We start from the raw sequence: 11793 nt of genomic DNA on the forward strand, positions 1-11793 counted from the left end.
TTATGTTGCAGCGCACAATCGCTGGAGACGGCATGCTGTACGCCCTGCACGAAGCGAGCTTCTACGCCTCGACCCCCATGCGGCTGGCCGCCCGCGCGGCCCGCGACTTCTGGGGCTCGCCGCTGAACCCGGCCGCCAACACCGAACTTGGCCGGCGGCTCTATGCGGGCGCGGACCTGTTCTCCAACGTCACCCGTCGCTACGGCAAGCCCGACTGGCGCATCGACACGGTCAAGATCAACGACGTCGACGTGCGCGTGCGCCCGACCGTGGTCTGGCAGAGCCCGTGGGCGCGCCTGATCCAGTTCGACCGCGACATGGCCGACATGCGACGGGCCGGCAAGTTCGAGCTGGACCCCGCCGTGCTGATCGTCGCCCCGCTGTCGGGCCACTACGCGACCCTGCTGCGCGGCACGGTCGAGGCCTTCCTGCCCGACCACGCGGTGTTCATCGTCGACTGGCAGAACGCCCGCGAGGTCTCGGTCCTGCAGGGCCGCTTCGACTTCCACGACTATATCGACCACATCCGCGACATGCTGCGGGTGCTAGGCCCGCGCCCCAACGTGCTGGCCGTCTGCCAGCCCGGACCGCCGGTGCTGGCCGCCGCCGCCCTGATGGCCGAGGACAACGACCCGTCGCGCCCGGCCAGCATGACCTTCATGGGCTCGCCGATCGACGCGCGCCTGTCGCCGACCGTGACCAACAACCTGGCGGAGGAGAAGCCCTTCACCTGGTTCCAGTCCAACATGATCTACACCGTGCCCGCGCCCTATCCGGGCATGGGCCGGCGCGTCTATCCGGGCTTCGTGCAGTTGGCCAGCTTCATGAGCATGAACGCCGACAAGCACCAGGAAGCCCACCGCCGCTACTTCAACAGCCTGGTCGAGGGCGACGGCGACGGGGCCGACAAGCACCTGGAATTCTACGACGAGTACCTGTCGGTGCTGGACCTGACTGAAGAGTTCTATCTCCAGACCATCGACATCGTCTTCCAGCGCCACCTGCTGCCCAAGGGCGAGCTGATGCACCGGGGCCGCAAGGTGGATCCCTCGGCGATCACCGACATCGGCCTGATGACGGTCGAGGGCGAGAAGGACGACATCTCCGGCATCGGCCAGACCCAGGCCGCCCACGACCTGTGCTCGAGCCTTCCGGCCGAGCTGAAGGAGGACTATGTCCAGCCGGGCGTGGGCCACTACGGGGTGTTCAACGGCCGCCGGTTCCGCGAGGAGATCTATCCCAAGGTCCGCGACTTCATCCTGCGCACCGATCCCAACTTCGCCGGCAAGAAGGGCTGAAGACCAGGCCTTGCGCAAAGGGCCGGCGGGCGCGATCTAGAGGGCGATGAACCTCTTTCGCCCGCAGCCCAAGGCCGCTCCACGACGCTTCGCCGACGGCGACCGGCTGGAGATCGAGCGCTGCGCCGTGCGGCTGAAGGTGGACGGGCGCGCACGGCGGGTATCGCTGCGGGTCGACCGGGCCAAGTCCGAGATCGTCGCCATCGCCCCCAACCAGCGCCGCCTGACCGAAGCGGTGGCCTTCGCCCACGAGAAGGCCGGCTGGATGAGCCTGCAGCTGGCCGCCCTGCCCGGCCGCCAGGTGATCGAGCCCGGCGGCGTGCTGAAGATCTGGGGCAAGGCCTATCGGCTGGAGGTCGGTCCCGGACGGGCGCGGATGACCGAGGACGCCCTGATCGCCCCCGACGACGCCAACTGGTCCTTGAAGATCCTGCGGCTGGTCAAGCACCGGGCGCTGGAGATCCTGACCGAGCGCACCGCCCATCACGCCGGACGGCTGGGACGGCCGATGCCGTCGGTGGCGGTGGCTGATCCGAAAGCCCGCTGGGGCTCGTGCCGGCCCGCGCGCCCCGGCGCGCCGGCGGCGATCCGCTACAGCTGGCGGCTGGTGCTGGCGCCGGCGGCGGTGGCCGACTACGTCGTCGCCCACGAATGCGCCCACCTGGTGGAGGCCAATCACGGCCCGCGCTTCTGGGCGCTGTGCGAGACCCTGATCGGCGATCCCACGCCGCATCGCGCCTGGCTGCGCTCGCATGCGGCGCAGTTGCACGCGATCTCGGCGTGAGGGTTCGAGAACCCCGCCTCTCGACAGGCTCGGGGTGAGGTTCTCGACTGTCTCGGCCCGTCGGTAGCCCTCATCCTGAGCTTGCCCCCGGGTCCGACCAACGGTCGGCCCGAGGATAAACTCCGGACGAGGGCGGCCCAGGACCTGCTTACAGCTGGCCCAGCATGTAGTCGGCCGACGAGACCTTGAATTCGCCGGCTTCCTCGACGTTCAGCGTCTCGACCACGCCGTCCTTGGCGATCAGCGAGTAGCGCTGCGAGCGCGAGCCCATGCCGAACTTGCTGCCGTCGAAGTCCAGGCCGATGGCGCGGGTGAAGTCGCCGTTGCCGTCAGCCAGCAGCAGCACTTCGCCCGAAATGCCCTGGTCGGCGCCCCAGGCCTTCATCACGAAGACGTCGTTGACCGAGATGCAGGCGATCGTGTCGACGCCCTTGGCCTTCAGTTCGGCGGCCTTTTCCTTGAAGCCCGGCAGATGCTTGGCCGAGCAGGTCGGGGTGAACGCGCCGGGGACGGCGAAGAGGGCGACGGTCTTGCCCTTGAAGAGTTCGTCGGAGGTGACCGGAGCGGGGCCTTCGGCCGTGCTGGTCATGAACGTGGCCGCCGGAAGCGTGTCGCCAACCTTGATCGCCATGGTGTGATCCTGTGCTGAAAGGGCAGACCGGAGATAAAGCGTCCGGTTCGTTTCGCCAATAACGTGGTTTGACTTGAAACCGACGCGTTGTGTGCCGATCCTCAACAGATGGACGCTCCCGAGACCGCTCCCCTCGACGGCGAGGGCCAATTCCTGACCGGCCGGCTCCTGGTGGCCATGCCCGGCATCGAGGACCCGCGCTTCGAGCGCGCCGTGGTCTATCTGTGCTCGCACGACGACGAGCAGGCCATGGGCCTGGCGGTCAACCGCCCGGTCGAGGGCCTGACGGTGTACGAGCTGCTCGACAAGCTGGGCGTCGAGCCCGAGGTGCGCGCGCCCAGCGACCTCGTCATGCTGGGCGGCCCGGTCGAGCGCGAGCGCGGCTTCGTGCTGCACACCGACGACTACGTCTCGCCGGACTCCACCGCGCCGGTGGGCGACGGCCTGGCCCTGACCGTCACGCGCGACGCCCTGGACGCCCTGGGCAGCCGCATCCATCGCCCGCGCCGCGCGATCCTGGCCCTCGGCTATTCCGGCTGGGGCCCCGGCCAGCTGGAGCAGGAGCTGCGCGACAACGTCTGGCTCATCTGCGACGCCGACGAGGCCCTGCTGTTCGGCGACGACCACGAAAGCAAGTGGACCCGCGCCCTTGCCAAGATCGGCATCACCGCCGACCACCTCTCGGCCCAGGCCGGGCGGGCTTGATGCCATGGCGCCGCTTGGCCTTGCCAACGCCCGCCTCTAGGCTGCCCTTGAGGATCACCGTGATGCGAGGCGCAGCCCATGCTTGCTTCTCTGCTGGCCGCCGCCGCGATCGCCGCTGCGCCCGCGCCTTCCGGGTGGGACGGCCTCTACACCTATACCCATGACGGCGGCCGCACCGCCGGCGGCTCGCCTATCCTGGTGACCTGGCGGCTGACCCTGACGCAGGACGGCTGCGAACTGCACGGCGAGGGCTTTCAGACGCTCGAGACCCTGGCCTGCAGCGCCCATCCCACCGCCGAGGGACTGGAGGTGCGCTTCCTGCGCTATCCGTCGCCGGCCGACGGCAACCGCTTCGGCGTGCAGGTCTATAAGTCCGGCCAGCCGCTGTTCGTGCTGTCGCGGTCGGGCCGTCGGCTGCTGACCCGCTGGACCGGCTTCACGCCCGACGAAGGCGCGACGCGCACCCCCGCCCCCTTCTTCCGCAAGGTGCGCTGATGCAGGCCTTGCGGATCGTGCTGCTTCTGGCGGCGACGGCCGGAATCGCGGGCCTGGCGGCCTACGCCTACCAGGTCGCGCGCCCGCAGCCGCACCCGATCAAGGTCGCCGACGCGGCGCAATTGGCGGCGAGGGCCAAGCCTGAGCCCGAAACGCTCGACAGCCGCACGCCGCTGTTCGGGCCGGCCCGCGCCATCGACGGCGACACCCTGGAAATCCAGGGCGTCGAGGCGGACCTGTGGACCATCAAGGCGCCCCTGCCCGACCGCCTGTGCACCGGGCCCGGCGACGAGCCATGGGCCTGCGGCGAGGCCTCTCGCGCCAATCTCGAACGACTGATCGACGGACGCAGCGTCGCCTGTCGGCCGGAGGGCCCGCCGCCTCGCGATGGTCGCTGGCTGGGCCTGTGCTTCGTCTCCGACATCCCCTGCCAGGCTGAAAGCGGGGCCTGCGACTCCGACCTGGCTTCGCTGAATCTGGCGCAGGTGGAACAAGGCTGGGCCGCCGATCTGGAGGGGCAATACGCCGATCCCGAGGACGTCGCACGCGAGCGCCGCATCGGCCTGTGGCGGGGGCGTGCAGACGCCTTCTGATCCCCGCACAATGCAAAACGGGCGGCCCCTTTCGGAGCCGCCCGCTGCATTTTCAGGTCGCCCTGAAAGCCGTCATCAGGTGTTGACGGCTTCCTCCGGGGTCACTTCGGCCTTCTTCGACAGGTCTTCACCCGTCGTCTGGTCGACGACCTTCATCGACAGTTTGGTCTTGCCGCGGTCGTCGAAGCCCAGGAGCTTCACCTTGACCATCTGGCCTTCCTTCAGCACGTCCGACGGCTTGGCGACGCGTTCGTTGCTGATCTGGCTGACGTGGACGAGACCGTCCTTGGCGCCGAAGAAGTTCACGAAGGCGCCGAAATCGACGACCTTGACGACCTTGCCGTCGTAGATCGCGCCGACTTCAGCTTCCTGCGTGATCGACTTGATCCAGTCGATGGCGGCCTTGATCTTGGCGCCGTCCGAGGCCGAGACCTTCACGGTGCCTTCGTCGTTGATGTCGACCTTGGCGCCGGTGGTGGCGACGATCTCGCGGATCACCTTGCCGCCGGTGCCGATCACTTCACGGATCTTGTCGGTCGGGATGGTGATGGTCTCGATCTTCGGAGCGAACTCGCCGACGTCTTCACGCGGCGCTTCCATGGCCTTGTTCATCTCGCCGAGGATGTGCGCGCGGCCGTCCTTGGCCTGAGCCAGGGCCTGCTCCATGATCGCGGGCGTGATGCCGGCGATCTTGATGTCCATCTGCAGCGAGGTCAGGCCTTCGCTGGTGCCGGCCACCTTGAAGTCCATGTCGCCCAGGTGATCTTCGTCGCCGAGGATGTCGGACAGAACGGCGAAGCCGTCCTTTTCGAGGATCAGGCCCATGGCGATGCCCGACACCGGACGCACCAGCGGCACGCCGGCGTCCATCATGGCCAGCGACGAACCGCAGACCGTGGCCATCGAGGACGAGCCGTTCGACTCGGTGATCTCGGAGACCAGACGGATGGTATAGGGGAAGTCTTCCTTGGCCGGCAGCATCGGACGCAGGGCGCGCCAGGCCAGCTTGCCGTGGCCGATTTCGCGGCGACCCGGCGAGCCCATGCGGCCCGTCTCACCGACCGAGTAGGGCGGGAAGTTGTAGTGCAGCAGGAAGGATTCCTTGTAGGTGCCTTCCAGGGCGTCGATGAACTGCTCGTCGTCGCCGGTGCCCAGGGTGGCGACCACGATCGCCTGGGTCTCGCCGCGGGTGAACAGGGCCGAACCGTGGGTGCGCGGCAGGATGCCGACTTCGCCCAGGATCGGACGGACCTTGTCGACGGTGCGGCCGTCGATGCGGATGCCGGTGTCGAGGATCGAACGACGAACGATGTCGGCTTCCAGTTCCTTGAACACCGAGACCAGCTTCAGCGGGTCGATGCCGTCCGGCTTGGCTTCGCTCTTGGCGAAGGTCTCGATGGCCTTGCTCTTGGCGGCGCCCAGGGCGGCGACGCGCTCGCCCTTGGCCTGGATCTTGTAGGCGTCAGCCAGGTCCTGGCCGACGGCGTTCTTCACTTCGGCCTTCAGGGCGTCGGTGTCTTCCGGCTGGAAGTCGAACGGCTCCTTGGCGGCGTGCTCGGCCAGGTCGATGATCGCGTCGATCACGGCCTGCATCTGCTGGTGGGCGAAGTTGACGCCGCCCAGGACGATCTCTTCCGAGAGTTCCTTGATTTCGCTTTCGACCATCATCACGGCGTCGGCGGTGCCGGCCACGACCAGGTCCATCGCGCTTTCCTTCAGCTCGTCGAGCGTCGGGTTCAGCACGTATTCGCCGTTCACCCAGCCGACGCGAGCCGCGCCGATCGGGCCCATGAACGGGGCGCCCGACAGGGTCAGGGCGGCCGAGGCGGCGACCATGCCCAGGATGTCGGGATCGTTCTCGAGGTCGTGCTGCAGCACGGTCACGACGACCTGGACTTCGTTCTTGAAGCCCTTGACGAACAGCGGGCGGATCGGACGGTCGATCAGGCGGGAGACCAGGGTCTCCTTTTCCGACGGACGGCCTTCACGCTTGAAGTAGCCGCCCGGGATCTTGCCGGCCGCGAAGGTCTTTTCCTGGTAGTTGACCGTCAGCGGGAAGAAATCTTGGCCGGGCTTCGCCTTCTTGGCGAACACGGCGGTGGCCAGGACGACGGTTTCGCCCATGGTGGCCAGGACAGCGCCGTCGGCTTGACGGGCGATGCGACCGGTTTCGAGGACGAGCGTCTTGCCGCCCCACTCGATCGTCTTGCGCTTGATATCGAACATTTATCTTCTTTCGGTTCCCGCGGGCGGATTCCCGTCGGGCGTGGACAGGGGCGGACGGCCAATGGAGCCGGCCCGATGATCCTCATCCTAATGCGACAGGCGGGGGTTTGAGGACGTGAACCCTCGCACGTACTGGGCGCCGCCCCGTGAGAAGCGAAACCCTCGGATCCTCCACCTCGGCCTGTCTCGAGATGGCTGACCCCAAATAGCGTTCCGCCGCCTTACCGAGGTAAGGCGGCGGAAATGCGCCTTAGCGGCGCAGACCCAGCTTCTCGATGAGAGCCGCGTAACGGCCTTCATCGGACTTCTTCAGGTGGTCGAGGAGACGGCGACGCTGGGAAACCAGCTTCAGCAGGCCACGACGGCTGTGGTTGTCCTTCTTGTGGGTCTTGAAGTGCTCGGTCAGGTTCGAGATGCGCTCCGAGAGGATCGCGACCTGGACTTCGGCGCTGCCGGTGTCACCCTCGGTGCGAGCGTGTTCGGCGATGAGAGCGCTCTTGCGCTCGGCAGTGATCGACATCGGGTTGTCTCCGCTCAGGTGAGTTGGAAGACCCGCACCGGATTGAGCTTTCCGGCGCGCATCTCGCACAAGGCCACCAGGCGTTCTCCGGACATGGCGGAAACGGTGCGATCACCGGGCACGAGCTCGGCTTTCAGCGTTTCCACCTGCCTGGGTAGCAGAACGATGGCGCGTCCTTGCGCAAGCCGGAAGGCGTCTTCGTCGGTCACGGCCAACGCCGGGATGTCGTCCAGCGCGGTCTCGACCGGAAGCAATGCCTCCGACAGTCGGGCCTCATAGCCCAAATTCTCTAGAGTTTCCAGACTTATCGCCGAGTCCTCGGTGAACTGGCCGACCCGCGTGCGGCGAAGCTGGCTGACATGTCCACAGGCGCCGAGCGCGGCGGCCAGGTCCCGGACCACGGCGCGCACATAGGTGCCCTTGCCGCATTCCATCTCCAGCTCCACGTGATCGACGTCGGGAACCGACAGCACGCGCAGGGCGTGGATCGTCACCTTGCGGGTCGGCAGCTCGAACTCGACCCCGTCGCGCGCCAGGTCATAGGCCCGTTCGCCGTCGACCTTGATGGCCGAGAAGTTCGGCGGCGCCTGGTCGACCTCGCCGACGAAGGCGGGAAGAGCCGCCTCGACCGCCTCGAGCGCCGGGCGCACGTCGGACGAGGCCGTCGTCTCGCCCTCGCGGTCCAGGGTGGTGGTGTTGCGCCCCCACTCGATGGTGAAGCGATAGGCCTTGTCGGCGTCCATCAGGAACGGGACGGTCTTGGTCGCCTCGCCCAGGGCGAGCGGCAGGATGCCGGTGGCCAGCGGGTCCAGCGTGCCGGCGTGGCCGGCCTTCTGGGCGTTGAACGCCCGGCGCACGCGGCTGACGGCGCTGGTCGAGGTCAGGTCGTAGGGCTTGTCCAGGCACACCCAGCCCGAGACGGCGTCGCCCTTCTTGCGGCGCGCCATGGCTCAGTAGTCCTCGTCTTCGTCATCCATCACGTCGGACAGGCGGCGCTCGGTGTCCTGGCGCACGCGCGGATCAAGGAACAGCTTGTCCATGTAGGCGGCCGTGCCGAAGCTCTCGTCGTGGATGAACTTCAGGTCGGGCGTGAACTTCATGTCGATCGACCGGCCCAGGCGCCCGCGCAGGAACTTGGCCACGCGGTTCAGGCCCTTGATGATCTCGTCGACGTTCTGGCTCGCGCCCTGGTCGGCCAGGCCCGCGCCCAGCGGCTCGACGAAGCAGATGGCGTGCTTGAGGTCGGGGCTCATGCGCACTTCGGAGACGGTGACGGAGACGCCGGCCAGGGCTTCGTCGGCCAGCTCTTCCTCGCGGAGGATGTCGACCAGGGCGTGACGGATCAGTTCGCCGGCCCGAAGCTGGCGCTGCGACGGACCCACGGGTCCGCCCTTGGTTTTGTCGGAATGGCGCTTCATGGCGCGGATAGCCTTTGCAGCCCGGCCGGCGGATCGAACGCCGGTAGCGCGGGGAAAATCGAAGGCGCGGTGTCTAGGCGCGTGAGGTGGAAAAGTCCAGCATCAAGACCCTCCCCCTGGAGGGGGAGGCGTCGGCGAAGCCGACGGAGGAGGAGTGGCCTGCGAGCCGGCTGCCGCCCTCAGATCAGCAGGAACTTCCCCCTTCGGGAAGAGGGGCTGCCTTCACGCCCCCGTCCGCTCCCGGAAGAACGCCACCACCCGCCGCGCCGCGGCCATCCCCGCTCCGTCCGGCCGATCGCGGTCCAAATGCAGGGTCAGCACCGAGTGCGGCGGGATTACACGATAGCCGTTGGCGTCGGCGTCCTCGAGTTCGATCAACTCCGCCCGCGCGCCGAACTCGGCCTTCAGCCGCGCGAAGCGCCCGTCCTGCACATGCCAGTCGGTCTTGTAGCGCAGGGCGATCAGCGACAGGTCCTCGGTCTCGAACCGCCGCTTGGCGCAGGCCAGCTCCTCGGCCGAAAGATCAAGGTCGCCCTTGGCCGTCACCGGCAGGGAAGGCTGCGACAGCACCGGCGCCACCACGCAAGGCTCGGTCATCATCGCCAGGGCGAAGCCGCCGGTGACGCACATGCCCACCGCCCCCACGCCCTTGCCGCCGCATTCGGCATGAACCTGCCTGGCCAGCGCCCGCAGCCAGTCGACGATCGGGCTCGACTTGCCGCCGCGCCACAGGTTGAACTCGCGCCGCACGCAGGCGATCTGCAACGACGAAGCCGCGCCATAGCCGCGGCTGACGGGCCGGCCGGGCTCGCCGAACAGGCTGGGACAGAAGACGCTCATGCCGGCGGCGGCCACCTCGCGGGCGAACTCCAGTACGCCGGGGTGCAGACCGGGGATCTCGTGGACAACGATCACCGCCGGCCCGGCTCCCATCCGCCAGACCGACCGGCTCCAGCGGCCGTCGTCGAACTCGAACCTCGAAAAGCCCTCGAACACGTCGGCCATGGCCGCCCCCTCGCCCGTATCTCGTCAGGCCGCCTTCGGCCCGATCAGGAACTGCTCGACCTTGCCGTCCGGCGTCAGCCGCATCGACACCGACAGGGTCCGCGCGCCGAAGGCCGCGTCGAAACCATGCCAGGTCATGCCGCCGCGCACTTGGACGCCCTGGCCGTCGAGCATGCGCAAAGGTCCAAGCGGCGCCAGGCTCTGCTTGAAGTCGGCCAGGCGAGCGGCCGTGAACCAGGCCTTGCCGTTGGCGGTCAGCAAGGCCGGATCGATCGTCCCCGCCTGCAACTGGGCGACCAGGGTCCGCGCCGTCGCCGCCGGCCCCGTCGAGGGTCGAAGCAGGAAGGCGATGCGCTGCGAGATGGCCGTCTGCGGCTCGCCGAAATCGGCGTTGGCGACCACGGTCACCGCCCGCCTCTCGCCCGGCCACACGGTGTTGCTGGTCAAGACGCCAGACAGCATGCCGCCATGGCTGATGCTAGTCACCCCGTCGCGCACCTTGACCGACACGCCCAGGCCATAGCCGGCGGGAGCCCCGCTCGACAGATCGACCGAGGTGGTCATCGCCTCCCATGAGGCGGGCTTCAGCAACTCGCGGCGGATCATCGCCCGGTTCCAACGCGCAAGGTCCGACGGCGACATGGCGAGCTCCGCCGCGCCGAACAGCCAGCCGGGACCTTCCTTGTCGGCCAGGACCACGGGCCCCAGGCCATAGCGGGTGTAGTGGCCGGCGTCGGGCGGCGACAGCGCCTTACTGTCGTCCTCGGTGACGCCGGTCATGCCCAGGGGATCGAAGATCCGCCGCTTGAGGAAGGCAAACAGCGGCTCGCCCGAAACCTTCTCGACCACCAGGCCGGCGATGACGAAGCCGGTGTTGGAATAGCGCCACTGCTCCCCGGGCGGATAGTCCAGCGGGATGCGCGCCCAGCCGTCGAGGATCTTCTGCTGCGTGGTCGGCGCGCGCATGGCCTCGAACACGAAGTCCTGCGGCCAGTAGTCGCGATAGCCAGCGGTGTGCGACAGCACCTGGCGCAGGGTGATCTTGTCGCCGTCGGTCAGGCCCTGCACGTACCTGCCCACCGGATCGTCGAGCGAGACCTTGCCGTCTTCGGCCAGCAGCAGGATGGCTGCGGCGGTGAACTGCTTGCTGACCGAAGCGATGCCGTAGCGGGTGGACGTGGCGGCGGGAACGACCGGCGACAGCCGCGCCAGGCCATAGGCCTTGCCGTAGACGGGCTCGCCGTCCTCGACGATGGCCACCGAGGCCGAGGGCGCGCCGGTGGCGGCCAACACCTCGGCGGCGATGGCGTCGACCTGGCGCGCCTTGTCGACGGAGAGGGACGCGGCCAGCGCGGGCGAAGCCAGGGCCAGCGCCACTAGGCTGGAGACAAGCACGCCGCCCGCCAGAACCGTCCGTCGCCGCATTCGATGCCCCCCCGTTGCAAGGTCCGCAGACTGAGGGCGAGCCGGGCGCGAAGGCAAGGCGCCTTACAGGGTCACGCCCGCGTGGGTCGGCATCTGGATCAGGTTGAAGAAGGTCAGCACCGGCTCGCCGTGCTGGTTTGTCACCCGGGTGAAGGTGCGGATGGTCCCGCGGTCGGGCTTCGAGCGCGAACGGGTGGCCTCGACGATCTCGCGATGGACGGTCAGGGCGTCGCCGGGACGCACAGGCTTCAGCCAGGTCAGCTCGTCGATACGGATGCCCAGCATCGGCGTGGCGCCGAACGGGGCGGCGTCGACATATTCGCGCATCACCCGCGAGGCGACGTGCCAGCCGCTGGCGATGATCCCGCCGAAACGGCCGGTCGCGGCGGTCTCGACGTCGACATGCATCGGCTGGGGGTCGTAGGCGCGGGCGAAGTCGAGGATCTCGGCCTCGGAGAGCACGAACGGCTGGCCCGTCCAGGTCTCGCCGACGGTCAGGTCGTCCAGGTAGCGGTCGGTCATCAGCAGATCCCGAAACGACAAAAGGCCCCCGCGAAAGCGAGGGCCATTTGTAGAAGAATTTGGGTGCGGGGACAGGATTTGAACCTGTGACCTTCAGGTTATGAGCCTGACGAGCTACCGGGCTGCTCCACCCCGCGGCAGGGGTATGTATCGTGAGGGAGGGTTCTGGAC

13 protein-coding genes and 1 tRNA gene are annotated in these 11793 nt (G+C 68.1%); 5 read left to right on the plus strand and 9 right to left on the minus strand.

Going from position 1 to position 11793, the window contains the following annotated elements:
• Window positions 1-32: 32 nt before the first annotated feature.
• Together SGCZBJ_RS02425 and SGCZBJ_RS02430 are read left to right on the plus strand one after the other, a co-directional pair.
• A complete protein-coding gene (locus SGCZBJ_RS02425) occupies window positions 33-1298 on the plus strand; it encodes a polyhydroxyalkanoate depolymerase (protein WP_101716443.1) in 1266 nt (421 codons plus the stop codon).
• A gap of 46 nt (window positions 1299-1344) precedes the next feature.
• Window positions 1345-2082: a M48 family metallopeptidase gene (locus SGCZBJ_RS02430; protein WP_101716444.1), complete on the plus strand. Its 738-nt coding sequence runs from the start codon at window positions 1345-1347 to the stop codon at window positions 2080-2082.
• Window positions 2083-2230: 148 nt separating this feature from the next.
• Here the strand turns inward: SGCZBJ_RS02430 and SGCZBJ_RS02435 are convergent, their stop codons facing one another.
• Entirely contained in the window at window positions 2231-2713 is a 483-nt protein-coding gene (locus SGCZBJ_RS02435; RefSeq protein WP_101716445.1) for a peroxiredoxin, read from the minus strand.
• Window positions 2714-2821: 108 nt separating this feature from the next.
• Between SGCZBJ_RS02435 and SGCZBJ_RS02440 the strand changes: the two genes are divergently transcribed.
• From SGCZBJ_RS02440 to SGCZBJ_RS02450, 3 genes are all read left to right on the plus strand, one after another.
• Window positions 2822-3418: a YqgE/AlgH family protein gene (locus tag SGCZBJ_RS02440; protein ID WP_101716446.1), complete on the plus strand. Its 597-nt coding sequence runs from the start codon at window positions 2822-2824 to the stop codon at window positions 3416-3418.
• A gap of 78 nt (window positions 3419-3496) precedes the next feature.
• The gene (locus SGCZBJ_RS02445) at window positions 3497-3913 is read left to right on the plus strand and encodes a DUF5991 domain-containing protein (protein ID WP_101716447.1); all 417 of its coding nucleotides are present in this window, start codon (window positions 3497-3499) and stop codon (window positions 3911-3913) included.
• Entirely contained in the window at window positions 3913-4506 is a 594-nt protein-coding gene (locus SGCZBJ_RS02450) for a thermonuclease family protein (protein ID WP_101716448.1), read from the plus strand. Before SGCZBJ_RS02445 ends, SGCZBJ_RS02450 begins: the two co-directional genes overlap by 1 nt.
• A gap of 75 nt (window positions 4507-4581) precedes the next feature.
• On the opposite strand, the gene pnp is transcribed toward SGCZBJ_RS02450, so the two are convergent.
• The 8 genes from pnp to SGCZBJ_RS02490 all read right to left on the minus strand — a co-directional run bounded on the left by pnp (window position 4582) and on the right by SGCZBJ_RS02490 (window position 11759).
• Window positions 4582-6732 carry a polyribonucleotide nucleotidyltransferase gene (pnp, locus tag SGCZBJ_RS02455; protein WP_101716449.1) on the minus strand — a complete coding sequence of 717 codons (2151 nt, stop codon included), beginning with the start codon at window positions 6730-6732 and terminating at the stop codon, window positions 4582-4584.
• 250 nt (window positions 6733-6982) lie between these two features.
• Window positions 6983-7252 (minus strand): 30S ribosomal protein S15, encoded by a 270-nt coding sequence (gene rpsO, locus SGCZBJ_RS02460; RefSeq protein ID WP_058348691.1) that lies wholly within the window; start codon window positions 7250-7252, stop codon window positions 6983-6985.
• Between the two features lie 14 nt (window positions 7253-7266).
• Window positions 7267-8199: a tRNA pseudouridine(55) synthase TruB gene (truB, locus tag SGCZBJ_RS02465; RefSeq protein ID WP_101716450.1), complete on the minus strand. Its 933-nt coding sequence runs from the start codon at window positions 8197-8199 to the stop codon at window positions 7267-7269.
• 3 nt (window positions 8200-8202) lie between these two features.
• On the minus strand, window positions 8203-8670 hold the full coding sequence (rbfA, locus tag SGCZBJ_RS02470) for a 30S ribosome-binding factor RbfA (RefSeq protein ID WP_101716451.1): 468 nt from the start codon (window positions 8668-8670) through the stop codon (window positions 8203-8205).
• A 222-nt stretch (window positions 8671-8892) separates the two neighbouring features.
• Window positions 8893-9675, minus strand: coding sequence for a dienelactone hydrolase family protein (locus tag SGCZBJ_RS02475; RefSeq protein ID WP_101716452.1), 783 nt, complete (start codon window positions 9673-9675; stop codon window positions 8893-8895).
• 24 nt (window positions 9676-9699) lie between these two features.
• The gene (locus SGCZBJ_RS02480) at window positions 9700-11100 is read right to left on the minus strand and encodes a serine hydrolase domain-containing protein (protein ID WP_101716453.1); all 1401 of its coding nucleotides are present in this window, start codon (window positions 11098-11100) and stop codon (window positions 9700-9702) included.
• Window positions 11101-11163: 63 nt separating this feature from the next.
• On the minus strand, window positions 11164-11622 hold the full coding sequence (locus SGCZBJ_RS02485; RefSeq protein WP_101716457.1) for a MaoC family dehydratase: 459 nt from the start codon (window positions 11620-11622) through the stop codon (window positions 11164-11166).
• A gap of 60 nt (window positions 11623-11682) precedes the next feature.
• A tRNA-Met gene (locus tag SGCZBJ_RS02490) sits at window positions 11683-11759 on the minus strand.
• Window positions 11760-11793 lie beyond the last annotated feature (34 nt).

It is taken from the genome of Caulobacter zeae (assembly GCF_002858925.1).
Lineage (GTDB): Bacteria > Pseudomonadota > Alphaproteobacteria > Caulobacterales > Caulobacteraceae > Caulobacter > Caulobacter zeae.

Coding starts and splice junctions, on each gene's coding strand:
- SGCZBJ_RS02440 (WP_101716446.1), top strand. CDS start 2,822: ATGGACGCTCCCGAGACCGCTCCCCTCGACGGCGAGGGCCAATTCCTG.
- SGCZBJ_RS02475 (WP_101716452.1), bottom strand. CDS start 9,675: ATGGCCGACGTGTTCGAGGGCTTTTCGAGGTTCGAGTTCGACGACGGC.
- SGCZBJ_RS02485 (WP_101716457.1), bottom strand. CDS start 11,622: ATGACCGACCGCTACCTGGACGACCTGACCGTCGGCGAGACCTGGACG.
- SGCZBJ_RS02435 (WP_101716445.1), bottom strand. CDS start 2,713: ATGGCGATCAAGGTTGGCGACACGCTTCCGGCGGCCACGTTCATGACC.
- SGCZBJ_RS02430 (WP_101716444.1), top strand. CDS start 1,345: ATGAACCTCTTTCGCCCGCAGCCCAAGGCCGCTCCACGACGCTTCGCC.
- pnp (WP_101716449.1), bottom strand. CDS start 6,732: ATGTTCGATATCAAGCGCAAGACGATCGAGTGGGGCGGCAAGACGCTC.
- SGCZBJ_RS02425 (WP_101716443.1), top strand. CDS start 33: ATGCTGTACGCCCTGCACGAAGCGAGCTTCTACGCCTCGACCCCCATG.
- SGCZBJ_RS02445 (WP_101716447.1), top strand. CDS start 3,497: ATGCTTGCTTCTCTGCTGGCCGCCGCCGCGATCGCCGCTGCGCCCGCG.
- rbfA (WP_101716451.1), bottom strand. CDS start 8,670: ATGAAGCGCCATTCCGACAAAACCAAGGGCGGACCCGTGGGTCCGTCG.
- SGCZBJ_RS02480 (WP_101716453.1), bottom strand. CDS start 11,100: ATGCGGCGACGGACGGTTCTGGCGGGCGGCGTGCTTGTCTCCAGCCTA.
- rpsO (WP_058348691.1), bottom strand. CDS start 7,252: ATGTCGATCACTGCCGAGCGCAAGAGCGCTCTCATCGCCGAACACGCT.
- truB (WP_101716450.1), bottom strand. CDS start 8,199: ATGGCGCGCCGCAAGAAGGGCGACGCCGTCTCGGGCTGGGTGTGCCTG.
- SGCZBJ_RS02450 (WP_101716448.1), top strand. CDS start 3,913: ATGCAGGCCTTGCGGATCGTGCTGCTTCTGGCGGCGACGGCCGGAATC.